The organism is Microbulbifer variabilis (assembly GCF_056232115.1).
Map to the genome: position 1 here is coordinate 2,650,807 of NZ_CP174325.1, position 25,171 is coordinate 2,675,977.

Annotated in this window: 18 protein-coding genes; 12 read left to right on the top strand and 6 right to left on the bottom strand. The window is 46.4% G+C overall.

The features are described from left to right. The first annotated feature begins 13 nt into the window (after nt 1-13). The 4 genes from der (at nt 14) to ACJJI7_RS11735 (ending at nt 5,275) form a co-directional block, all read left to right on the top strand. Complete coding sequence (gene der / locus ACJJI7_RS11720) at nt 14-1,408, top strand: ribosome biogenesis GTPase Der (protein WP_353376880.1); 1,395 nt, start codon at nt 14-16, stop codon at nt 1,406-1,408. A gap of 139 nt (nt 1,409-1,547) precedes the next feature. Beyond that, entirely contained in the window at nt 1,548-3,011 is a 1,464-nt protein-coding gene (locus tag ACJJI7_RS11725; protein WP_282951457.1) for an NAD-dependent succinate-semialdehyde dehydrogenase, read from the top strand. A 55-nt stretch (nt 3,012-3,066) separates the two neighbouring features. Continuing rightward, complete coding sequence (tsaA, locus tag ACJJI7_RS11730) at nt 3,067-3,756, top strand: tRNA (N6-threonylcarbamoyladenosine(37)-N6)-methyltransferase TrmO (protein WP_020412180.1); 690 nt, start codon at nt 3,067-3,069, stop codon at nt 3,754-3,756. Nucleotides 3,757-4,453: 697 nt separating this feature from the next. Next, complete coding sequence (locus ACJJI7_RS11735) at nt 4,454-5,275, top strand: MBL fold metallo-hydrolase (protein WP_282951456.1); 822 nt, start codon at nt 4,454-4,456, stop codon at nt 5,273-5,275. A 376-nt stretch (nt 5,276-5,651) separates the two neighbouring features. Here the strand turns inward: ACJJI7_RS11735 and ACJJI7_RS11740 are convergent, their stop codons facing one another. Continuing rightward, nucleotides 5,652-6,440 (bottom strand): class I SAM-dependent methyltransferase, encoded by a 789-nt coding sequence (locus ACJJI7_RS11740; protein WP_282951455.1) that lies wholly within the window; start codon nt 6,438-6,440, stop codon nt 5,652-5,654. Between the two features lie 185 nt (nt 6,441-6,625). Between ACJJI7_RS11740 and ACJJI7_RS11745 the strand changes: the two genes are divergently transcribed. After that, on the top strand, nt 6,626-7,081 hold the full coding sequence (locus tag ACJJI7_RS11745) for a GFA family protein (protein ID WP_282953618.1): 456 nt from the start codon (nt 6,626-6,628) through the stop codon (nt 7,079-7,081). 83 nt (nt 7,082-7,164) lie between these two features. Here ACJJI7_RS11745 and ACJJI7_RS11750 read toward each other — a convergent pair whose 3' ends face one another. Continuing rightward, nucleotides 7,165-8,793: a di-heme oxidoredictase family protein gene (locus ACJJI7_RS11750; protein ID WP_444902098.1), complete on the bottom strand. Its 1,629-nt coding sequence runs from the start codon at nt 8,791-8,793 to the stop codon at nt 7,165-7,167. A 1,236-nt stretch (nt 8,794-10,029) separates the two neighbouring features. Here ACJJI7_RS11750 and ACJJI7_RS11755 point away from each other — a divergent pair. The 7 genes from ACJJI7_RS11755 to ACJJI7_RS11785 all read left to right on the top strand — a co-directional run bounded on the left by ACJJI7_RS11755 (nt 10,030) and on the right by ACJJI7_RS11785 (nt 19,564). Beyond that, nucleotides 10,030-11,058, top strand: a complete 1,029-nt coding sequence (locus ACJJI7_RS11755; RefSeq protein WP_020412185.1) for a glycosyltransferase family 4 protein — start codon at nt 10,030-10,032, stop codon at nt 11,056-11,058. A gap of 513 nt (nt 11,059-11,571) precedes the next feature. Further along, nucleotides 11,572-13,590, top strand: a complete 2,019-nt coding sequence (locus tag ACJJI7_RS11760) for a protein-disulfide reductase DsbD family protein (RefSeq protein ID WP_444902097.1) — start codon at nt 11,572-11,574, stop codon at nt 13,588-13,590. A gap of 22 nt (nt 13,591-13,612) precedes the next feature. Further along, on the top strand, nt 13,613-14,233 hold the full coding sequence (locus ACJJI7_RS11765; RefSeq protein ID WP_444902096.1) for a thioredoxin family protein: 621 nt from the start codon (nt 13,613-13,615) through the stop codon (nt 14,231-14,233). A gap of 16 nt (nt 14,234-14,249) precedes the next feature. Then, nucleotides 14,250-14,753 (top strand): protein disulfide oxidoreductase, encoded by a 504-nt coding sequence (locus ACJJI7_RS11770; protein WP_282951450.1) that lies wholly within the window; start codon nt 14,250-14,252, stop codon nt 14,751-14,753. A gap of 177 nt (nt 14,754-14,930) precedes the next feature. After that, the gene (locus ACJJI7_RS11775; protein WP_282951449.1) at nt 14,931-15,749 is read left to right on the top strand and encodes an MBL fold metallo-hydrolase; all 819 of its coding nucleotides are present in this window, start codon (nt 14,931-14,933) and stop codon (nt 15,747-15,749) included. A 92-nt stretch (nt 15,750-15,841) separates the two neighbouring features. Then, entirely contained in the window at nt 15,842-16,534 is a 693-nt protein-coding gene (locus ACJJI7_RS11780) for an aspartate/glutamate racemase family protein (RefSeq protein ID WP_444902095.1), read from the top strand. A gap of 549 nt (nt 16,535-17,083) precedes the next feature. After that, nucleotides 17,084-19,564 (top strand): TonB-dependent receptor plug domain-containing protein, encoded by a 2,481-nt coding sequence (locus ACJJI7_RS11785; RefSeq protein WP_282951447.1) that lies wholly within the window; start codon nt 17,084-17,086, stop codon nt 19,562-19,564. Between the two features lie 112 nt (nt 19,565-19,676). On the opposite strand, the gene ACJJI7_RS11790 is transcribed toward ACJJI7_RS11785, so the two are convergent. The 4 genes from ACJJI7_RS11790 to nuoL form a co-directional block, all read right to left on the bottom strand. Further along, nucleotides 19,677-20,135 carry a hypothetical protein gene (locus ACJJI7_RS11790; protein WP_020412192.1) on the bottom strand — a complete coding sequence of 153 codons (459 nt, stop codon included), beginning with the start codon at nt 20,133-20,135 and terminating at the stop codon, nt 19,677-19,679. Nucleotides 20,136-20,219: 84 nt separating this feature from the next. Further along, nucleotides 20,220-21,761 (bottom strand): NADH-quinone oxidoreductase subunit N, encoded by a 1,542-nt coding sequence (locus ACJJI7_RS11795; protein WP_444902094.1) that lies wholly within the window; start codon nt 21,759-21,761, stop codon nt 20,220-20,222. Next, nucleotides 21,758-23,335, bottom strand: a complete 1,578-nt coding sequence (nuoM, locus tag ACJJI7_RS11800; protein WP_282951444.1) for an NADH-quinone oxidoreductase subunit M — start codon at nt 23,333-23,335, stop codon at nt 21,758-21,760. The genes ACJJI7_RS11795 and nuoM overlap by 4 nt, the downstream gene beginning before the upstream one ends. Then, on the bottom strand, nt 23,332-25,170 hold the full coding sequence (gene nuoL / locus ACJJI7_RS11805) for an NADH-quinone oxidoreductase subunit L (protein WP_282951443.1): 1,839 nt from the start codon (nt 25,168-25,170) through the stop codon (nt 23,332-23,334). Before nuoL ends, nuoM begins: the two co-directional genes overlap by 4 nt. Between the last annotated feature and the right edge of the window lies 1 nt (nt 25,171).

Here is a 25,171-nt window from a genome sequence, read left to right on the forward strand (position 1 = left end):
AGCCAGAATTTGTATGCTGCCAGTAATCGCCCTGGTCGGGCGCCCCAATGTGGGCAAATCCACCCTGTTTAATCGTCTTACCAGGAGCCGTGACGCCTTGGTGGCCAACTATGCAGGTCTTACCCGTGACCGCAAATATGGTGAGGCGGAGATCGACGGGCGCAAAGTACTCCTGGTTGATACCGGTGGTATTAGCGGCGGGGAGGAAGGTATTGATGCTGCCATGGCGCAGCAATCTATGCAGGCTATAGAAGAGTCGGATATTGTCCTGTTCCTGGTGGACAGTCGTGCCGGGCTCACCCCTGCAGACCAAATGATCGCCGAGCGACTGCGTACTCGCTCCAAGCCCACTTTTCTTGTGGCCAACAAGGTTGATGGGGTCAACCCGGATATTGCCTTGGCTCCGTTCTATGAGCTGGGTATCGGTGAGCTGTTCCCAACTACTGCAACACAGGGGCGTGGCGTTCGCTCATTGATGCAAAGAGTGGTGGAAGATCTACCTGAGGTGATAGAACCCGAAGAGGTTGATGAGGCCACCGGGATCAAGATTGCTATCGTCGGCCGACCCAATGTGGGCAAATCGACCTTGGTCAATCGACTATTAGGCGAGGATCGTGTAGTTGTTTATGACCAGCCGGGAACCACCCGCGATAGTGTCTATATCAATTATGAGCGTGACGAGAAACCTTACACCTTGATCGATACTGCGGGAATCCGCCGGCGCAAGAACATTAAGGAATCGGTAGAGAAGTTCTCTATCGTAAAAACCTTGCAAGCGGTGGAAGATGCCAATGTGGTGGTTCTGGTGATTGATGCCCGTGAGGGCCTGGTGGATCAGGATATGCACCTTATGGGTAGTGTGATCCAGGCTGGGCGTGCCTTGGTTGTGGCTCTGAACAAGTGGGACGGCTTGGAAGCGGATCATCGTGAATACGTGAAAGCAGAGCTGGAGCGCCGCTTGCGCTTTGTTGATTTCGCCGATGTGCATTTTATTTCTGCATTGCATGGCACAGGTGTCGGTCATTTGTACGATTCTATCGAATCGGCCTATCAGAGTGCTACAGACAAACTCTCTACCAACCATTTGACTCGTATTCTCCAATGGGCAGTAAGTGAGCACCAACCACCATTGGTGCATGGCCACCGTATCAAACTGCGTTACGCGCACGCAGGTGGACAGAATCCGCCGGTGATTGTGATCCATGGCAACCAGACAGAGCAGGTACCGGCCCACTATGTGCGCTATTTGGAGAAGACCTTTCGCAAAGCCCTGGACCTGCAAGGGACTCCGGTGAAGATTGAGTTTCGTACCAGCGCCAACCCCTATGCCGATAAGAAAAACAAGCTGACGGACCGGCAGAAGGCTAAGAAGCGCCGTCTGATGAAGTTTGTGAAAAAGAAAAAGTAAGGCTTCTAGCGCCAGTCAATCCAAGTGTCGCAAATCCCCTCATAGTGTTGCAGTTTGAGGGGATAATTACGGGTTAATATCCTAAGCAGTTGATTCCCATTGCAATGGGAATCGGGCAAGACACCATAAGGAGATGGCGATGCTGGAGCTGAACAACCCTGCGCTGCTGCGCACCCAGTCTTACATCAATGGCCAGTGGATCGATGCCGATTCCGGTGCAACTTTTGATGTCATAGATCCGGCTACTGGCAAAGTTGTTGCCAGCATTGCCGACCTTGGGGGAAACGAAACACGTCGTGCCATTGAGGCTGCCGCTGCCGCGTGGCCGGCCTGGATGGGAACACCGGTCAAAGAGCGTGCCAGGATACTGCGTCGCTGGTATGACTTGGTTATTGCCAATACCGAAGATTTAGCCAAAATACTGACTGCCGAACAGGGGAAGCCCCTTTCCGAGTCATGCACTGAAATTGTCTACGGTGCCAACTATATCGAATGGTTTTCCGAAGAGGCTAAGCGTGTTTATGGTGATGTGATAGCACCGCCTGCCAGCGACCGCCGTATAGCAGTAATCAAGCAGCCGGTGGGTGTTACCTGTTCCATCACTCCCTGGAATTTCCCTAGTGCCATGATTGCCCGCAAGATGGCCCCTGCTTTGGCCGCTGGTTGCCCCTTTATTGCCAAGCCTGCTCAAGAGACCCCGCTCTCCGCACTGTCCCTGGCTGTGTTGGCTGAGGAGGCAGGTATTCCCGCCGGTATCTTTAATATTGTCGCTGGACAGAATGCACCGGCTATCGGTGCCGAGATGACTTCGAATCCCCTGGTGCGCAAGTTCACTTTTACCGGTTCAACCGCTGTAGGCAAGCTGTTACAGGCCCAATGTGCCCAGACCATGAAGAAAACCTCCATGGAGTTAGGCGGTAACGCGCCCTTTATTGTTTTTGACGATGCGGATCTGGATGAGGCGGTAAAAGGTGCCATCATCTGTAAATACCGTAATGCGGGCCAGACCTGCGTCTGTGCCAACCGGATTTTTGTGCAGGAGGGGGTTTATGAAGCGTTTTCACACAAGTTTATTGAAGCGGTCAATAAGCTAACCCTGGGCAACGGCGTAGATGACAAAACCGATGTTGGGCCCATGATTACTACCAAGGCCGTTAAAAAAGTAGAGTCTCTGGTGGAGGATGCCCTGCAGAAAGGTGCGCAGACCCTGGTTGCCGGAGGGCCCAGTTCTATAGGAGATCACTTCTATTCCCCTATGGTACTTGGTAATGCCACGGATCAGATGCATCTATTTAAAGAGGAGATTTTTGGGCCTGTCGCGGCCTTGTATAAGTTCTCCACCGAGGAAGAGGTTGTGAGGATGGCCAACGATACTGAATTCGGCTTGGCCTCCTACTTTTACTCCAGGGATATTGGCCGTGTTTGTCGCGTATCTGAAGCCCTTGAATACGGCATGGTGGGCGTTAACGAGGGCATAATTTCCAATGAGATGGCACCGTTTGGTGGAGTGAAGGAATCTGGCCAGGGACGAGAGGGGTCCAAATACGGTATTGAGGACTACCTGGAGGTAAAGTACTTGTGCATTGGCGGCATTGATAAATAAAAAAACAGCAACTGGTTTAAAATGTCCGGCTCATTAATGGTTACTTGGAATTTCCATGGTTGTTGAGCCTATAGGGCGTGTGCATTCCTGCTTTGGTGAGAAATTTGGTGTGCCCCGGCAGCCAATGCTTGCCGACGCCAGTCGTGCAAGTATTGAACTATTATCACCATTGAATGTAGCGGATGCGGTAGCGGGTCTGGAGGAGAATAGCCATATATGGGTGGTATTTCTGTTTCACCAGGCAGCTGGGCAGTGGTCTGCCAAAGTACGTCCCCCGCGATTGGGTGGTAATAAAAAGCTCGGCGTACTCGCTACCCGCTCACCATTTAGGCCAAACAATATTGGCCTTTCTGTAGTCCGTTTGGTAGAAGTGCGAACCTCACCAAAAGTTGAATTGGTTGTTGCTGGGGCTGACCTGGTAGATGGCACCCCGGTATTGGATATCAAGCCCTATGTGCCCTATGCCGATGCATTACCATCCGCAGAGAGTGCTTTTGCCGGTGCCGCTCCTGAATTGACCCCTGTGTTTATCCCCGAGGAGATTCTGCACCAGGCAAGGGAGTTCTGCGATGACTGGGGAACAGATTTACCACGGTTAATTGAGCAAGTACTGGCCCAAGATCCCAGGCCTGCTTATCAGCGGACAGATCCTAAGCGTGTCTATGGGATGAAGCTGTGTGGTTTTAATCTTTGCTGGCGCTATACCGGGAAGGGAATAGAAGTGGTCTCCTTAGTTGCTCTGTAAGATGCCTTAAATTTTCTATCTTAGGGTGTCCCTATATGTCTGGTAAAAACAGGATATCCACTTTCAGCTATTTCAATGTAGCTGCCAGCGTTGGAGTCTAATATAAGTCCAATACACGAGTAATACTTTGCGGAATCAATTTTACTTGGAGATAATTTGAGGGTGATTTTTAGGTTAACTTGAAAATAGGGCCTGAATGTTTGCAATCGTTTTCTAAAATTAGGTGCACAATTTTTAAAGGCGCTTAAAAGAGTTCTTCGCGGTTTGAGTAAATAGCTTTCTAGGCGATTGTGGCAATAGTGAAATTATAACCGTAGTGGAAAATATAAATATTTATAAGGTTCTGCCTGGGAGTTTTTTCTTTTAGGTAAATATTTACCTATATGCTAATGGCTTGATTGTTTGGGTGAGGCCTGCGTGTGATTTACTTAAATCATTTATTTTTTGTCCCTTATAGAAAGGGGGTGTTCTTAAAAATTACTTTACACGAAAAAAATGCTCAAAAAATCATATGTAATAAGTCAACTCATGATGTGACTGTTCGGGCATGCTTTTTTCAAGTGTATCCAAAAGCATGTCGTTGGATTTCTCTGGTTACCTTTGAAGTAGTAATATGTCACGTATTTTCAGGGAAATTGCAATTTCCTCTTTACTATAACCACATAAGAATAGCGCTCATTGATTTAGAGGGTACCCCATGTCTGTACGTGAATCCTTTCGCTACCAGGATCTTGATGCGTTGCGAGTTGGCCGCTTTAATATGGGAGTCAACACCACTTTTGTTGTATATCGGCTGAATGGCACAGTGATTGACACAGGGCCCAGTAATCAGTGGCGCTATGTCAAACCTTTTATCCAAAGTGGTCCCATCAACCAGCTTTTGCTCACCCATCACCATGAAGATCATAGCGGTAATGCTGGACTTATCCACCGCCTGACCGGTGTCCAGGCTTTGGCTCCTGAGCAAACCATTAGTATTCTCAGGAAGGGGTTTCGCATACCGCCCATGCAGAAACTCTTCTGGGGTACTGCGGGCAAAGCAGAAGTGGCGCCGCTGCCCGGGAATATCTTTATTGGTAAAGAAAGAGTTGTACCTCTGTTTAGTCCAGGGCATGCTAAGGATATGACTTGCTATTTAATACCGAATCGCGGTTGGCTATTCAGTGCGGATCTTTATATTGCCAATTACCTCAAATTTTTGCGGATAGATGAGCATATCCCCACTTTACTGAAAAGTATTAAAGGGGTACTTGATCAGGAGTTCGACGTAATTCTCTGTCCGCATCGAGGAGTGGTAGAGAATGGGTGGAAGCAGCTTAATGAGAAATATGAATTCCTGCTAAACTTAACTGGTGATGCACAAAATTTACAAAAAAAGGGTCTGTCCCTGGAAGAAAGTACTTTGCGTCTGCTGGGTAAAGAGGGTTTGGTTAGCAAACTCACCGGTTATAATTTTTGCAAGAGAAACCTCATTGCTTCCTGTTTGAATGTTAATCTTGATGAAATGCCTCGATTTTAATGCCTCTCTAAGAAATTTTTAATGTCCTTAGTATAATAGTTTTTAGGTCGGTTTGGTTTCATTGACTTGATTGCCTTTGAGGGGTTAATTAAGTTGCTTTGGATTTAGGTGCGTAAAGGCCTCTACTGCTATTTTGATTTTTATAGTTGTTGGTTGGAATTATTTTCACTTCGCATACACTGGAGGTGGTCGGTGCTCAATATAGTAGTTTTGGATAGCATTGCACTGGGTATATGATCAATAATCAGTGAGGAGGGATTATATCTGGTGTTGGTCGCAAGCTAGATGGTGGCGAGGTTTCTTGGGGCGCCAGGTGATGAATGAACGATATACCTTGTTTTTGGTCCGGAGTACTGTATGTAAATCTGTTTTTATATTATTTTTCTGCTTCAATAATAAATCTTTTGATTCTTATTCCTGCATTTTTGCGAGTCTTGGGCTCTATCTTTTTAAAATATTTACTCATGACTTGATGAGAAAACTTTTCTCTTTGCGGGGGCTGCAAATGTCTAAACTGGGGTACCCAAGATAAGAAAAACGCTGTGAGCGTGTCTCGGGTCCCAAAGTTTTCCACATGATGAATTTCATCAATCCTGGGTAGGTAAAATCCTGACCCTTCGATATAATTACGCATTTCGTTGAGCGTATAGTGGTTGTAGGGATCGAGAAAACTCTCAAAATATGGTTGCCAGTCATTATCGTGTTGGAATTCGTATACTGTATCCCAGAAATTCTCATGACCAACCTGAAAACCGACCACAATCTTGCCACCTTCCTTTAAGTGCTTATAGAAGCCATCCCAGACCTTCTTCTGGTCTGCCACCCAATGTAGGCAGCTGAAGGAAAAAATAATGTCGAACTGCTCATTGAACTGAATTTCGTCGGCACTCATCTGCTCGAAGGAAAGATTGGGTATGCCAGTGTGGACTTTACGGGCGTGGTGAATCATATCTTCAGTGAGATCCACACCGATAATTTTACCATTCTCAAGGCGTTCGGCTAGATAATGGGTGATTCTGCCATCGCCACAGCCGACATCGAGAATGGCACTGGCCTTTTGATAGTTGCAACGTTGTATGGCTTCCATTGCATGGCGCCACTGCATGGAGGACGCTTTTACATATTCCTGAGCCTGCCATTTATCGTGTCTGATGGGCTTATCCATGGTTTTGGCACCCTGTTGCTTATTCGGTGGGAGTTTCTCAGTCTAGCCCAAATACAATTACAGGAAGGGATAACCGCGAGTTGCTTTTCTGTCGGTAAAAGCATATCTGTAAATTAGACTTGATCAGGGATGAATTTTCAGGGAGTGATATCGTGAAACTTAAAGGTTCTTGTCATTGTCAGTCGGTGCGGTTCACCTTGAACTCCGAGCAACCCTATCCTTTCAATCGCTGTTACTGCTCAATATGTCGCAAGACTGCTGGGGGAGGGGGCTACGCAATAAACTTGGGAGGAGATTTCAATTCCATGAAGGTTGATGGCAAGGAATTTTTATCGGTTTATCAGGCTAGAGTAGAGTGTCCTGAGCGGAGTGAGGTTTTTGAAAGTCCAGCTCAACGCCATTTTTGTTCCAGGTGTGGCAGTGCACTTTGGCTCTGGGATCCACGTTGGCCAGAGCTGGTACATCCCTTTGCCTCAGCTATAGATACCGAGTTGCCTATCCCTCCTGAGCGGACCCACATGATGTTGCAGTATGCCAGGCCTTGGATAGAGCCAGATATTCACGAGAGTGATCAAAGCTTCGACGCTTACCCCGAGGAATCCCTGGCAGAATGGCACAAATGCCGTCATCTTAATGTGTAGGTCATTACCCAATGATGATATTAAATGAAGAGAGGCGGAGCGAGCCATTTGGCCGCCCCGCTTCATTGTGTTGTTCAGGCAAGTTATTCTGGGGCTAGGTAGAGAACCAGGTTATTGAGAAAGCTCAGAAGGTCGGCTTTTTCTGTATCACTCAATGCATCAAACTGTTCTTTACTGGATTGAGCTTCACCACCGTGATAGAGAATGGCTTCGGTCATCGTTGTTGCGCGTCCGTCGTGTAAGTAGGGGGCTGTAGAACCTACGCCCCACAAGTTTTCCGTTAGGAACACTGATGCGCCTACATTGCCCTCGTCGAACTCCTCCGCCATGGCCCTACCCATATCGTGCCGTTTAAGGTCGCCATATAGACGTACAATAGCCCCACCATTTTCAGATTCTTCAAATTGTCCCAGGGTTTGTCCTGAGGCGAGTTCCTGAGGGTTATCGAGAATATCAGTCAGTAGGTTGAACTGTAGTGAAGTTGTCGGCAGGCCGGCAATGTCTCCTGCTGGGTATGTCTCGTCACGGAAGCTGGCATGCTTGGAAGGCTCGTAAAATATTGGTGATGCCACTTCCATTTCAGGGCTGTGGCAGGAAGCACAGTCAATAGAATTAAAAATCACTTCACCGTTTTGAATGCCGGCAATATCAGCTTCGCTAAGTGGTAGACCGTAAATCTCCTGTTCCTCTTCACTCAATGTGCTGATTACACTATTGAGTTCAAGCTTGGTAACGGGACGAGGTTGGGCGGCATTATAAATGGCCAGTGCAGTGATATCCCCAACACTGAGTTCGTTGGTTACTGAGTCAAAATCGCTATCGGCATCCCCCACCAGCTCTGTAGCTTGCATGCCAAGTTCCTGGTGAGCAGCTCCACGTACAAAGGCGCGGACATAACCCGTGAGCCCTTTCCACTCAAAAGGACGAACAACCAGGTCTGTATCAATGCCATCGAGATTATCGTAATTTACATTTCCACAGGAGACACTGATTTCACCAAAGTTAACCCCCTTGGTTATCATTTCCACTATATGACTTTCTCCTGAGTTACAACTTTCGGAGATGGCGTCGTCGCGTAGTGTATGCAGTTCCGTGGTCATTTCTTCAGCAACTAGCTGTACCGCCCCCATGCCAAAGAGGTGTGGCGATTGACGCTCGATAAAGCCTTTTTGTTTACGTTCCGGGTCCATACGGATCACATTGTCATTCACACCGCCACCGCCATCGGCCACGGGTACATTGTGGCAACTAATACAGGAGTCACCATTTGGACCGGTGGTCCTGTGCGGTAGGATATTGGCCCAGGCCATGGGGCCTTTTAGATCCGGCCTTGGAAAACTGGTAAAGCGTTTACCATTGCCGACGTTGACTCCAACTCCGTCTAGGGCGTTGTAATTCATTTCGAACAGTTCATCCCCCTCCTCAAAGGCGTGCACATAGGCCTCTATGGGATCCATGGCTTCCAACTCCGATTGCTCCAGGTGGCCACCAAGGTGCCTCTCTACAGCACCGGCCTCGAGGATTTGCACAGTATTAAAGATTTCACTGAAATCAAAGGGCTGTTGCCGGGATGGTCTGGGTCCTTTTCTGGCATTCTTGGGAACTCGGTTTTTATCGTGTTTGGAACCAAAGTCAGCCAATATGGGTACCGGGGTAAACAATAGGGCTGATAGTGCCATTGAAATAGGTAATAGATGCTTTTTGGAAATCATTAACTGTATCTCCCGATTCTGATGAGACATGGATGGAGCGATTATGTCTATGCAGATACGCTTGATATGAGACTGAATTGACTACTTTCCTGTGGCTAAACAGTCAGCTATAGGAATAATTGCCTATTCATTGAAAATTTAAATTTTTCAGTCTCATTAGGTGCACTTTCATAGAACTAAAGTGCATCCATGCAGGCCTTGAAAAAAAAAACGTTCGAGACCTTAGGCTTAAAAATCGGGAAATATAATTGAGAAGACCCATCTTTTGCCCAGGATTGATTATTACTTCCAGCCCAGGCTCCAACCCCGAATATTTATTTTTGCCCATAACCCGTTGCGTGCTTGCACAACTCTGTTGTAATTGTCTGACATGTCTTAGTTGTCATGTTTTGTCCTGTAGTTCCGTGATTCTGAATAAAATTTTCCAAATGTAAATCTTCAAGTTGGCAGTGAGTGGGGAGAATCTGTGAGGTGTGAATGCGAAATGTGTAAAAAATAAGGATGCAGGAAGCAGTGAGGGGATTGCAGGGAAGATTGTGGCTCACAGGTATCTTAGGCCTCAACATTTTGGCGTTCTTTCCTTCTTTTGGAAAGCTGTGAGCTAATTAAGGTGATTAGTGGTTTAGACTAGAAATCTGTTAAAACTGGAGAATGGCGTAAATTACATCAATGTGGCGTGAATTATTGCTTCTTTGACATATATTTCAATAAGTAAAGAGTGAGATAGTTTTACCTGTTCTGACTGCTATAGTTCCGGGGGCATGGTACATGCTCAAGGTTATCTAAATTATGGGATTTAGTGATTAATAAAGTTTGTTTGATTTATAAGTGTGTGAGATTTTCAGGCTGGTTGTGAAATAGGGTAGCCCAACTGGAAGAGAGTTTTGCTTTAGTTTTATGAAAAAAAATAAAAGAAAGATTAGTTGAAAGAAAACACAGGCTCTTGAGCTGGTATATTAGAGGTATTGTCGCTTAATATCCAGTTTGGGTCTGTCTGAAGTGAGTTCGTTGGGGAAAGTGTTTTTATTATTGGAAGTAAGTTGCTGGAATAGATTCTGATGCACAGAAAATTGAGCATCTAAAGATAAATAGGGAATTTCAGGAAATATGTTCGTAATTTTAATTGAAAAAATATCCTGTTTATATCACCGTTGTCTATTTGAGGTATTGTCAAATAAGGGAGTGCAAGGTTTGAGTAGCAACTTTGTTGTATGTTGTAGTTAAGGAGTATCAGATATGAAGATATTAATCGCCACTGATACTTACCCACAGCAATTAAATGGTGTTTCCAGAGTTCTTGATAAGACTTATAAAGAACTCACCTTACGCGGGCATGAGGTTAAAATATTATCAGCTGATGATTGTATGGCCTTTCCATGGCCAGGATACCAGGAAATAAAAATTGCAGTTTTCCCTGGGCAAAGAGTAACCCGGATTGTGGATGAGTTTTGCCCTGATGCTATTCATATTATGACAGAGGGCCCGGTGGGATGGGCGGTGCGAGGTTATTGTAAACAACGCGGTCTAAGATTTACTACTTCTTGGCTTTCCAGACTTTCAGAATATATATCAATCCGAGTAAAAATTCCTGTCAGCTGGTTACATAATCTTTTATTGCGGTTTCATCAGTCAGCGGCGCACACAATGGTAACAACAGATGGCATGGCATCTGAAGCTAAGGCTATGGGGATTACCAGGGTAAGACACTGGCGGCGTGGAGTAGAGTTGGATAAATTTCGTCCAGTAGAGTCGACAGTCTTCGATGGTTTGCCTAGGCCTGTTATGTTGAATGTGGGGCGTGTTGCCGTTGAAAAATCACTGGAAAAATTTCTCTCGCTTGAGCTTCCGGGAACTAAGGTTATCGTAGGGGATGGTCCCCAATTAAATATATTAAAAAGAAAATTCCCATCAGCAATTTACATGGGGGTTCGTGAGGGGGAGGCGCTGACAGAATGCTATAGCAGTGCAGATGTTTTTGTATTTCCCTCCTTAACTGATACTTTTGGCCTGGTTAATCTTGAGGCATTGGCCTGTGGTTTACCTGTTGCTGCTTACCCAGTTACTGGCCCAAAAGATATTATTGGTGATGCTCCTGTAGGAGTAGTGCATGAAAACCTGAAAGTGGCGATTGAGCGCGCTCTTTTACTTAAAGGAGAAGATTGTATTGCCCATGCCAGAACTTTTTCGTGGGATGTTGCTACAGAAGACTTTCTCTCCGGGTTGGTGCCTGTCAGGGTGGAAGAGCCGGTTGCTGTGGAGTTCTAGTTTTCATTCATACCATAGGATGAATTTTTTCTAATTTAAGAGGCAGGTTTTCGGTAAATTTGATCTGTAGTGTTTAAGTATAAACTAATAGATCGGCCATTATATATGGTTAGACATTTACCATCTCAATCATTTGGTGTTTCAGTTTTATTATATCGATCACATCACCTTGAGCTGCAATCTGTAAAACCTCGGTGTAATTTTCAATTATTTTTTGGATATAAGCCGTTATATTCGCTTGTACAGCATGGATCTCATGGAATCTCAGGATGGCTATTAGGGCTTTATCGGTGTGCGAATTTGCTTGGCGTCAGAGAATTGATCATTCAAAATGATTAGAGAGGCTTAGGAGACGCCATCAATATCACAAGCAAGGAAATGTCCGCCATACACTTATAATGAGAACATACGACACCTGAGTCAGGTTATGTCATAGTTTGTGACTTAATCCCAGACTGTCGGAGTATGTGTTGTAACAATTCCAGGAACAATGCCGCCGAGGAAGCGACAATTGTGATTGATAGAAGAAATTTTTTAATAAATATCCTGGGTTTTTTACTACTGGCGGGAAGTACACATCTCATTGCCCAGGAAAGTATATCTGGAGACCATGTTACTGTTCGTTGGTTGGCGCCTTCAAGTTTTGTAGATCGAGCCAGTGAAAAAATCGGTTTCTACTTTGAAGTTGACCCCGGCTGGCACGTTTACTGGCGTAATCCCGGGGACTCGGGGGCGGCACCGCGATTCACCATAACTCCAAATGGAGCCGAGGTAGGGGCAATTGAGTGGCCATTCCCCTCTCGTCTCAAGATAGAGCACCTGACCAACCTAGGGTATGAAGGGAATGTCGCCTACCTGTTCGATTTAACTCCTGACAGGGGAGGCAAGGTAATTGCCTTAAGCGCCGAGCTTGAATGGCTTGTGTGCAAAATAGAATGTATTCCCGGGTTTGGCACTATGACCTTAACCCGCCCGGTGTCAGATGAGACTCGCTGGTCTTCAGCGAACCTGGATTTGCGGAATCACTTTGCAAAGAGGGTTCCCCAGTCAAGTGTGTATAGCCCCTGGAAACCGATTTCTCTGGCGGCGCAGGGCAAAGATCGAATTCATCTTTTACTCGAGTCGGAAACGGCATCTAAAGCACCTAAAGTATTCCCCATAAATGGTGACCTATTTACCGCGTCAAAGCCGAAACTTCAGCGGGAAGGAAAGACGCTGGATTATACTTTTGGGCGCCAACCTGGTGCTGCCTTGAGTGAATCTGCGGATTTTGTGTTAACGGATGGTACTCGTGCCTGGCGCCTGGATAGAGTTTCGTTTGGTACAGCAATGCCAGAAGCAAAGTCGCGCCCTCTATGGCTTCTGGTCCTCGCTGCCCTAGCAGGTGGGATTATTTTGAATTTGATGCCCTGTGTTTTTCCCGTACTTTCCATCAAGTTATTGGGATTGGTAAACGAGGGCTATAGCGAGAGGGGCAGGTGGCGAGAGGGGCTTTTATATGGCGCTGGGGTGCTTACTACATTTGTCGCCTTGGGAGTATTGCTTCTGGTACTTCGCTCATGGGGTGCGGCTATCGGCTGGGGGTTTCAATTGCAATCCGCTCCGGTGGTAATGGCGCTGATAGCACTTTTCTGGCTTATGGGTTTGTCATTCAGTGGTGTCTTTGAGTTCGGGCACCGCCTGGTAAATCTAGCTGGCGTCAGCCGGGGGGGCTCTTTTGCAACTGGGGTGTTGGCTGTATTCGTAGCGGCTCCCTGTACAGGGCCTTTTATGGGAGTTGCATTGGGTACCGCGGCTGTATTGCCGGCGGTTGAAGCACTGCTTATTTTTCTAGGATTGGGGATGGGTCTTGCCGCACCTTTTGTCTTACTCTGTGCCAGCCCAGTTCTTTTAAAGCGGTTGCCGAGGCCCGGTCCATGGATGGAAAAGCTGCGCCAATTCCTGGCTTTTCCTCTCTACGCGACTGTCATCTGGCTGCTTTGGGTGCTGGGGAGGATTCTGGGGGAGAGCGGTTGGTTAATCGGTGCCTTATTATTGTTGGCAGTTACTTTCACTTTATGGCTCGGATATAACTTTTCACGTATCGGCCGTATTATTGCATGGATATTGATGCTGACTTTTTTGGTGATTGGCTATTCGACCTTAACCCCGAAAGAGAAGACGTTTTCCAAGGTTGCTGCCGGTTGGCAGGAGTATGATCGCAGTTTATTGGATCAGGCCTTGGAAGAGGGGCGTCCAGTATTTATCGACTACACTGCGGCATGGTGTATTACCTGTCAAGTGAATAAAAAACTAGTTTTGGATACGCCTGAAGTACAAAGATTATTCCATAAGAATAAGGTTTTGCTACTCCGCGCGGATTGGACCAGGCAGGACCCAGAAATCACAGAGGCTTTGGCTGCCTTGGGACGTAATTCTGTGCCGGTCTACGCCTGGTATCCAGCTGGATCCAGAGAACCGCAGCTTTTGCCACAAATATTGCAGGAATCCATAATCGCCGATTTATTCAATGAAAAAAGAAAAGGCAAATAGAAAAGGGCAACTGGTCATGGGTATGAAGATTATAAATAGCAGCCTCTTCTCGAAAGGCTGGTTATGGTTTTTTTTATTGCTCTCATCCAGTGTGGCGGCAACTGCCGTACCGGGCGAAAAGGCGCCAGATTTCTCAGTTGTTGATGCTCAGGGGGATAAGCATTCATTGGCAGATTATGCGGGTCAATGGCTTGTAATTGAATGGTTTAACAAAGATTGTCCCTATGTAAAGAAACATTATGGCAGTGGTAATATGCAATTCCTGCAGAAAAAATATACTGAGCAGGATGTTAGATGGTTAACAGTTATTTCTTCCGCCGAAGGCAAGCAGGGATACCTGGAGCCGGCAGAGGCACTTAGTGTGGCCAAAACCCATAATTTAAGTGCCAGTAGACCTTTTTTATTGGATACCAGTGGTGAAATGGGGCGTGCCTTCGGTGCGAAGACAACACCACATATGTTTATTATTAATCCTGAAGGGAAAGTGGTATATGCAGGGGCAATTGATGACAATGACTCAGCAAATCCCTCAGTTATCGCCAATTCCCACAATTATGTCTCTGCTGCCCTGGATGCATCCCTCAAAGGAAAAGTCGTTCCACGGTCATCATCCAGGGCCTATGGTTGCAGTGTAAAGTATTAGAGAAGAGGTGGTAGAGGTGCGGGATCACTGGGTTCGGCTGGCGGGAAAATTTGCAGTCTTCGCCTTGCTTGTGATTCTGGTGACAACAGCAGTTGCTTACTATCAGCAGCGAGATGTACCAAAAGAGCAGGCACCTCCCCTTAAGGGGGAGTCACTTCACGGCAATCTCCTCGACCTTCAGCAGATGACAACCCAGGGACCGGTACTTATCTATTTTTGGGCAACCTGGTGCCCCTACTGTCGTATAGTTTCTCCAAAAATTTCTGAGTTGGCCCGTGAGCACCAGGTTATTGGTATCGCTATGCAGTCTGGGTCAGAGGAGGTGGTGGAAGAGTATATGCAGCGCTACAACTTAAAATTCCCCACGATCAATGACCCCGGAGGAGTTACCAGTGCCCTTTGGGGGGTCAGGGTTACACCGACTATGGTTATAGTAGGGAGTGATGGAAAGATAGCCTGGGTAACCAGCGGCACTACTACCAAGCTGGGACTGAAGCTGCGCTTGGAGTTGACTGAATAGCAGGCTTATTCCGGCTGGATTCGGTTTTTCTTAAGAGCGAGAGCCGGAATGTCGCCTGAAGAAAATTTGCTGATTTACCGATTTACTCAACTCCAAACAGGATAATCAGCAGGATGGCACGATATGCCTTTCCTGAGGTGAGATTTCAATGCCTACTTTCCAGTGCCGGAGGGTTGTGTGTCGGTTATTGATTCTTTTGACTATAAGGACCTGGATGCACAAAGGGTTGGCAGGTTTGACTTTGGAATCAATACGACGTTTATCGTATATCGATTGAAGGACACCATTGTTGATGCTGGTCCCAGTAATCAGTGGAAATACGTGAAGTGGTTTGTTAAGAATAAGCCTTTCAAACAACTGTTGTTAACTCACCACCATGAGGACCACAGTGGTAATGCCGGCTCCATTTATAAACTTACGGGTATTCAGCCTCGGGCTCCCAAAGCAACTGTCGAAATCCTAAAGAGGGGTTTTCGCATACCGCCAATACAGCGTCTGATATGGGGGGCTGCGGGATTGGCTGAAGCTGCAGAATTACCGAAGGATCTGCGAATAGCTGGTGAGAAAGTAATTCCCATACCAGCTCCAGGGCATGCGAAGGATATGATTTGTTATCTGATGCAGGATCGCGGCTGGATTTTTACTGCGGACCTCTATGTTGCCAGCCATCTAAAGCTGTTGCGCAAAGATGAAAGTATCCCGACCCTGATGCAAAGTATCCGCAGGGTGCTTGAGTATGATTTCGAACTGATTCTCTGTCCGCATCGGGGAATGGTTGAGAATGGAAAAAAGCGTCTGCAGGATAAATATGACTATTTGTTGGAACTGTCCAGCGCAGCACAAGAACTCGGTCGACAAGGGCTGCCACTCAAACAGATTACCAAAAAGCTTCTGGGGCGCGAGAATTTAATGGGTTTGTTGTCCGGATATAATTTCAGTAAAAGAAATCTGATCGCTTCATGTATGGCATTTGATCCATCCAAGTATTTCAAATAGATTCCTCTTTAAGTATGAACGATAGAGTGTCTTGTGGGTGAGTCTCTGCCGTGTTAAAAAATCAATCTTATAAAAGTATAAGGAATAGGAATTTGAAAAAGTTGGGATTACTCGGTGGTATGAGTTGGGAGAGTACCCAGACTTATTATCAGTTGATTAATCAAGGGGTTAATCGTCAGCTTGGAGGACTGCACTCGGCTGAGATTATTCTATACAGTGTGGATTTTGCGGCAATTGAAAAATTGCAAGTTGCTGGAGAGTGGGAGGAATCAGGGCAGTTACTGGCCAGATCTGCTCAGAGGATCCAGGCGGCGGGCGCAGACTGTGTATTGATATGTACCAACACCATGCATAAAGTGGCCAGCCAGGTAGAGCTATCGATTAACATTCCGTTGTTACATATTGCCGATGCCACGGCCGAGGTTCTTGTCCGGGAGGGAATGAAAAAAGTTGGATTGCTGGGTACGGCATTCACAATGGAGCAGGACTTTTATCGGGAGAGAATCCAGAGTAAATATGGGGTAGCAGTTATTGTTCCTGAAAGGAGTGATCGAAAAAAGGTACATTCGATTATCTTCGATGAGCTTTGCAAGGGAGACTTGCGTGAAGATTCCAAAAAAGAGTATCTGAGAATTATTCAATCTTTGTCAGATAGGGGGGCTGAGGCTGTGATTCTTGGGTGTACTGAAATAGGCTTGTTGGTCACTCAGGATGATATCGAGGTTACCCTCCTTGATACTACTCAAATTCATGCGGCTAAGGCGGTTGAGTTTGCTCTTTCATAACTAAAAAGCCGATTGCAACGTTGAGAATTACTCAATTTAGTGCTGGGTGATTCTTAACTATTGCCCTCTAATATAATTTCTTTTCAGAACTTCACTCTCTTTAGGATGGTTTGTTTGATTATCGAATCAAGTTATTCTGGTCTCGTTGATTTCACTCTTCCGAATAGAGGTTCATTTTTTTAAGTTCCATAACCGATTTAAATAAAATTTAAATTGATCCAGGCATATGTCGGTTGTTACGAATGACATAAATGTCGACTTAATCAGATAAGGCATGATTTAAATTGTCAATATCTGTTATTTAGGTATTTTAATTTCTCATTTTTACTGGCACTTTCTATTTGTGTCACGCTTTTTGCAGTGATCATTAATGATGATAATCTTCGGTCGGTATACGAACTCCTGCAGTATGTTGTCCGTTGTAGTGTTGGCCAGCTTTAAATGTACTTTTTTCTAATAGTGATTTTTCGCTATCAATATATTTTGAGTGTCAGAAAGGTTGAGTAGTTTGGCTAGGAAGATAAAACAGATAATTAACAGGGTAATTTCATGAAAGTAAACAAGAGGCGTTGGTTGGCATCTTGTAGCGCTCCATCGCTGTTGGCGATGGCGGTAGCTGCAGTGTCCAGCCCCGTTATCGCTGAAGATGCACTTATAGAGGAAGTAATCACAATAGGTACTCGAGTTGAAGGCCGCTCGGCTACAGACTCATCTGCACCGATTGATGTTGTCACTGGCGATGAATTTGTGAATCAGGGAGATGGCGATCTCAATAACCTGTTGCGCAACGTCGTGCCTTCCTACAATGTGAATGCTAAGCCAATCTCTGATGCTGCATCGATTGTGCGCCCTGCCAACCTGCGCGGACTACCACCGGATAGTACCCTGGTTCTGGTAAACGGCAAGCGCCGTCACCGAGCTTCTGTGATTGCTTTCCTCGGCAGTGGTGTATCTGACGGCGCCCAAGGGCCTGATATTTCGGCCATTCCCGCAATTGCCCTGAAGCAGGTGGAGGTCTTACGTGACGGTGCAGCTGCACAGTACGGGTCTGATGCCATTGCCGGTGTGATTAACTTCCAGCTGAAGGATGCTGCTGAGGGTGGCTCGGTGGAAGTCAAGCATGCGACTACTGCTGAGGGTGATGGTGATCAGAGTATGGTTGCCGCCAACTTTGGCCTGCCATTGACTGATTCGGGCTTTGTGAATTTCAGTATGGAGTATCGTGAGCAGGACTCTACTAGCCGAAGCACTCAGCGGGATGATGCTGCTCAGCTGATCGCCGATGGCAATACTTTCGTTGCTGACCCTGCACAAATTTGGGGGCAACCAGAAGTTAATGATGACACCAAGTTCTTTATCAACAGTGCTATTGAACTGAGTGATAAGGCGGAGGTATATGCTTTTGGCAATTATGCCAGTCGCTCCACAGACGGTGGATTTTATTTTCGTAACCCAGAAACTCGGTCAGGTGTTTACGCGGATGATGAGGGAAATCCACTGATCGGTGATCTCGATCCAACGAATGGTACCGATAGTTGTGAGAGCGTTTCGGTATCCGAAGCTCATGATTTAGATGAATGTTTCTCTTTTACGGAAATACTTCCCGGCGGTTTTACGCCTCGTTTTGGTGGTGATTTAGAAGATTATTCTATGGTCTTCGGCCTGCGGGGTGAATTTGCCAGTGGTATTGGTTATGACGTTAGCGCCAGCAGAGGGCATAACAAAGTAGATTTCAATATCTACAATACTGTAAATGCCACCATGGGGCCGGACACCCCAACTAAGTTCAGCCCTGGCGGTTATGCACAAACTGAGACAAACTTTAATATCGATCTCACTAAAGCTACAGAGATTGCTGGCAAGACATTGTATATGGCTGGCGGTTTTGAGTGGCGAGAAGAAGAATTTGAAGTTAATTTGGGAGATGAAGCCTCCTGGTACAAAGGCCCCTTAACCGAACAGGAATTTTCGATTGGATCAAATGGATTCCCAGGTTTTGGACCGGAAGTAGTGGGTACTTTTGATCGCGACAATATCGCGCTTTACACCGATTTTGAACTGGAGGCGACAGATAGCTTACGTCTTGGCGCGGCGCTGCGCTGGGAGGACTTCTCTGATTTTGGTGACACTTCTAACTTCAAGTTGTCTGGGCACTATGAAGTTAATGAGATATTGGCGTTGCGCTCTACAATCAGTACGGGTTTCCGAGCACCTACGCCAGCCCAATCAAATATCAGTAACGTAACTACAGCCTTTACTGAAGGGCAACTTCAAAATAAAGGCACTATCCCCCCCACTAATCCCATTGCTGAATTGAAAGGCGGTAAACAATTACAACCGGAAGAGTCCGAGAGCTTTACTCTTGGCGCTATTGTGTCAGCTGGGGACTGGGAAGTTACCCTGGATTATTTCCAGATAGCCGTAAGCGACCGTATTACGCAGTCAGCTGACCAGAAGTTGAGTGATGATGAGCGTGCTCAGCTAGTGGCAGATGGCATTAGCGGCGCTGATTCTTTGGACTTCTTCCGCTTTTATACCAATGACTTTGATACCAAGACCCGTGGCATTGACCTGGTTGCGACTTACCCTCTGGGTGAGGCCACAGACCTGAGCTTTGCTGCAAACTGGACTGATACTGAAGTAACAGATTATAGGGAAGAGACGATTAGTGATATGCGTCTCAGGCAACTGGAAGATGGACTACCAAATATTCGTGGTAATGCCACGATTAATCATGTAGGTGATGGCTGGCGCGGTCTAGTCCGACTGAACTACTATGGCAGCTACTGGGAAGCGCATCTGGATGACTACAGCTTGCCTATTGATGCTGGTGATGAGTGGACAGTAGATATTGAGGGTGCTTATGAGTTTAGTGAGTCTCTGTCCCTGATTGCGGGTGCTGAGAATCTGTTCAACAATTATCCTGATAAAAATCCCTGGTCTGGTGTTGCTGGCGCTGAATACCCAGAGACTGCACCTATGGGCTTCAATGGTGCACTTTATTATTTACGTGCACAGTATGATTTTTAAAGTCTACAGCGATGTAGTTAAGCCCGTATAAATATTAGACTCAGCCGATTAATCGGTTGAGTCTAATAATCGGATTCTTATTAAATAAAAAGTCCACTGTAAAAATTAGCACTTACATATCCCAAAGGGAGTTAGTGGCCATTGAAAGGGTGATACGCTCTTTATCCTGGATCTGTTTGAGGTCTTCGAATATTTCCTTTACCTCCATTGACTCTATAGCTCCATATACCGCCTCGTACAAGCTGGAGAAGTAACGGTCCACCTCACGGCCCATATTGTTAATTTCTTTGATTGTTGGTGGATTACTTAATGGTAGGTGGCGAATAAAGTCCTTTGCACTCTCCTCGTGAGTGTATTGCAGCCACGTTTTCATCACTTTTTGTTGCGCGACTTCGCCATAGTTGGCAAGGTTTCTGGCCATCCGTTGCTCATGCTCGAGCATGTGTTTCAATAATAGTTGGGTTCGGTAGTCGTCTGATTTCTCAAGCAGATCCTCATAGAGGCTCGCCATATCCAGGTGAAATTTCTCAGCGTCTTCGATAATTTCAAATGCCTGTTTGAAAGTTTTCATAATTTTGCCCTTTGGTACCTGTTGGCTTTTTATTGGGCGGAAAAAACAGGTCGTGCGCTTGTACGGCCATACCCTTAAGTATCGTTATAGTGCATTTATCCAGTTGATCAAGAGTTGGGGAAATATACCAAATACAAGTAAAGCTCCAGTCAGAATAATTAATAGTAAATTCCCGGAGGTGGCGATTTGCACGCTTCCACTGGGTTCTTCGGTAACTATATTATCTCTTTGTACCATGATCAGTAGAAGGCGCAAGTAGTAAAATAGCCCCAGTGCACTACCAATAACTACACTTGCTAGAAGTATCCACAATTGCCCCTCTATACCAGCGGTGAAAATATAAAACTTGCCAATAAAGCCAATAGTTAATGGGATACCGGCAAGGGATAAAAGCATTGCCGCCATGCAGCCGGCGAGCCAGGGGGAGCGCCATAAGAGCCCCCGATAAAAATCGCACTGATATGGATTTTCTGAATTTAGAGTGGGATTTTCAGGGTATTCACCGTTGAGAACTTTCTCTTCAACTGAATCTGCAATTAGACCTACCACAGCGAAGGCACCTAAGGTGGTAATGATGTAAGCTACAAGGTAATAGATAACAGCTTCGGTGCCAAAAGTGCTTTTGCCGATAATAAATGCGACTATCAGGTAGCCAATATGGCCTATGGAAGAGTAGGCTAATAGCCGCTTGATATTAGTTTGCATTAGGGCCAGGAGATTCCCCACCAGCATACTGGCCACAGCCGCAATAGACAGCATATCAATAAGTACCTGGCTTTCATAAAGATCCAAAGTACTAAAAAAGCGCAATAGGAAGCCGATAACGGCACCTTTACCCACAGTGGCGATAAGCGCTGTAGTTGGTGTCGGAGCACCCTGGTAAACGTCTGGAGTCCAAATATGAAAAGGCACCAAGGATAATTTAAAGGCTACTGAAATTAGTAGGAGAGTAACTCCGGTTGCAAACAAGGTGGAGGTTTGTGAAAGCTCCGTCATGTGGGATGCTATTCCACTAAAGCTTAAGGAGCCGCTGGCACTGTAGATCAGGGCGATACCAAATAGCCCCAAAGCTGTGGATAAAGCGGATAGGAGCAAGTACTTAATTGCTGACTCTAGAGATTGCAGCTGCTCTTTTTGTGGGGAGAGGTCACCATTTACGGCAAATCCAAGCATGGGATATAAAGCGAGGCTGATCAGCTCGAGTCCGAGGAAGAAAGTAGCAAAATGGCTTGCGAAAACCAGGGTGGTGGCCCCTAGCATCGCCAGTAACAGGAGGATATAAAACTCCTCTGGATAACTGCCGGAATTTACTTTTGGGTTGCATCTCATGCGTAAGTAACTGTATCCCATGATAGATACAGCAATTGCTGTCAGGAGTAACAAAAGGGCGAAGAAAAGTGAGGTGTGGTCTACCAGTAACAGTCCAGTTACTTGGATAGAGCTGGCTCCAGTGGACAAGGTGCCAGCTACCCAGAAGCATGAAATGCCGGCGAGCACCAAAGTGATAATAGTGGTCGCTAGTGCTCCGACATGCCCTCGCCAGAATGATACCTGCAGCAAGAGAATGACAATTCCTGCACTTACTAACAATAGAGGTAGTATTCCAAATAGTTCCTGTGCATTCATGGAGACTTATCCCCTGTTGAAATTAGGATTTCCTGGCGCTGCGATTTGGAGGACAGGAGGTTTTGATCTGGAGCCACTGCTTTAATCTCGGCTATTGCCTGGGTAACAGTGGGTTCAGAAATATTAAAAATTGGCTGTGGGCGCAGCCCTATCACAACTAAAAGTAGTGCGAGAGACAGCAGGGCACAGGATTCTCGAAGGCTGAGGTCAGCTGTATCTCCACTCTCTGAAGGTGATTCAAACTGATTTCTCAGTTTCCCGAAGAAAACCCTCTGCATCATCAACAATGCGTAAAGTGCAGCCCCAATCAGGCCGATAGCGGCGAGTGCGGTGATCCAATGGTTACTACGGAAACTGCCCACCAGTACAGTAAATTCAGCAACGAAGTTCCCCAGCCCCGGAAGTCCGAGAGAAGCGATTGCGAAGAATAGTGCTACTGCTGACAATTTCGGCAGGATGGCCCAGACTCCGCCCAGCTGTTGCATATCCCGTGTATGCAGTCGATGCTGCAATGCACCAACAAGTGCAAAAAGAGCTGCGGTGCTCAAGCCATGTGCAATCATCTGCATCACGGCACCTTGCACCGCGATGGTATCCAGTGCATAGAGACCGAGCAGTACAAATCCCATATGGCTGACACTCGAGTAAGCAACCAGCCTCTTCATATCTCTTTGTGCGAATGCCAACATGGCACCGTAGATAACACTGATTGCTCCAATAGTCATAGCTACCGGGGCGAATGCCATAGAACTCTCGGGAAACAATGGTAAGTTGAAGCGCAACAAGCCATAAGCCCCGGTTTTTAAGAGAATAGCTGCCAGTAGGATACTACCAGCGGTTGGAGCTTGGGTATGGGCATCTGGCAACCAGGTATGAAATGGCAATGCCGGTAATTTCACAATAAAGGCGATAAAGAAACCGAGCATCAGCCAGTAGGCGGCATTGGCTGTAAGTTCTGCGCCGAGCAACTCGTTGTAGTTGAAAGTAAGCTGACCGGAGTTCCTATAGTGGATATAAGCCAATCCAACTATAGCGATAAGCATCAACAAGCTACTAGCTTGGGTAAAAATAAAAAACTTAATGGCGGCATAGATTCGCTTTTCATAACCCCATACAGCAATTAAAAAAAGCATGGGAATCAGCATGACTTCCCAGAAGAAAAAGAATAAAAAAAGATCAATAGCCGTAAAAACTCCTACAACTCCAGCAAGTGTCCAAAGAAAATTAAAATAAAAAAATCCACGACGAAAATTAATATCGTTCCAGGTCATGACCAGTCCAAAGATACCCATCGCTATCGTCAGGGTAAGCATCAGGAAACTCAGGCCATCAACTGCGAGATGAAAACTAATACCAAACCTGGGAATCCAGGCTGCTTGTAAGCTGTCCCACCATGGTCCACCTGACACTGATTGTGGAGTACCCAGATAAGACCAATAATTAACAAGAAGTAGCGCTGCTAATAAGAGGCTGACCAAGCTAATCCAGCGCCCACCCTTTTGAAGATAGCGCTCAGAGAGCCAGGCAATAATACCTCCCGCAAATAGAATAATTATGATTGCCAGTAATGTCATAGGGCCACCAAGAGAGCGAGGAACAGAATGGAACCAGCTGCGAAAGTTGCCAGATACCAGCGTACCTGGCCATTTTGGGAAGAGCTGAGCAGGCTATTCAGTTGTTGGCTGAACGCCGCGGTGCCTTTATATATGCTATCGATTATGTCCTTGTGATTTAGACGTGCCAGGTTTCTAAATGGTTTGGCCAAAAGGTTTTCGTAAAGCCAGTCAAAACCCCAGCCGCTAAACCAAAATTGCATAATCGGAGAGCGCTTTTCGCCAATCTTTTGCTGCTGCCGAGAGAGTCCCCAAGCTATAACAAGCCCGATGAGTGGCATAGCAATGGCAATCCCCTCTACCCAGGCAGCTGGATGCTCCCATGTTTGTGTTCCAAATACTGACTGAAGTGGTGGCGCCAACATCCCACCAAAAAGTGCGAGCGTGGCGAGTATTGCCAAGGGCACACGCATTACTGTGTTATTGGCATCTTTGCAGTGGGATGAGGATGAACCTTCACTCCCTGCGAATACAAGGAAGAGAACCCGGAAACTATAAATTCCAGTGACCAGGGCACCTAAAATGCCGGCTAACCACAGACTGTTAAAACCGTCATGGAACTCCCATGCACGTAAAAGAATCTGGTCTTTACTATAAAACCCAGAAGTAAATGGCAGTGCCGCCAGGCAAGCGCATCCAATGGCGAAACAAATAAATGTAAATGGAATTCTTCGGTAGAGCCCACCCATGGTAAAAATATTCTGCTCATGATGCAGGCTTAGAATCACAGAGCCTGCAGAGAGAAATAGTAGTGCCTTGAAGAAGGCGTGGGTCATCAGGTGAAAGATGGCTCCAGACCAGGCACCTACGCCGAGTGCAAGGAACATATATCCAATCTGGCTGATTGTGGAATAGGCGAGTACACGCTTGATATCGCTTTGTGCAATAGCACTGAAGCCGGCCAGTAGCAGAGTTAGCGCGCCCACCACGGCAACAGCCGTCATTGCAGTCTCTGAGAGCATGTAGAGCGGATGCATACGGGCAATAAGGTAGACTCCAGCCGTCACCATTGTGGCCGCATGTATTAAGGCACTGACTGGTGTTGGGCCAGCCATGGCATCAGGTAGCCAAGTCTGCAGTGGTAGCTGGGCTGATTTACCAACTGCACCACCCAATAGCAACAGCGTGGCAACTGTGATTATTTGTGAATTTGCCCCGGAGCTATCTGCAGCGGAAATGAGTTGCGGGATATTGAGAGTGGAAAACTCAAAGAAAAGCAGAAACAGTCCAATGGCCATGGCGGTATCGCCAATGCGAGTGACGATAAATGCCTTTTGCGCAGCTGCGCCGTTGGCTGGATTTTTGTACCAGAATCCAATTAACAGATAGCTGCATAGACCGACTCCCTCCCAGCCCAAATAGAGTAAAACCAGATTGTCAGCCATTACCAGAATCAGCATGGCGCATACAAAGAGGTTCAGGTAGGCAAAGTAGCGGCGAAAATCTGGATCTTCACGCATATACCCTGCTGAGTAGAGGTGTATCAAAAATCCGACACCTGTAATAATCATCAGCATAACCAGCGTAAGCCAGTCTACATGAAAATTGAAACCCAGCTCCAAGTTATCTACCAGCATCCACTGCCAAAGGGCGATATTCACGACTTCCCCAGGGTTCTGCCAAAAGACAGTCGTCGCGACAATAGCAGTGAGTAGTGCGGAGATTCCGACACTACCAACCCCGATAGCAGTGACAAATTTTTCTGAGGGTTCTTTTGAATAAAATAATGGGATAGCCACCAACAACAGGAAGCCAATAAGCGGTAGAAGTGGCACCCAGGCCAAAAGTCCCTGCATA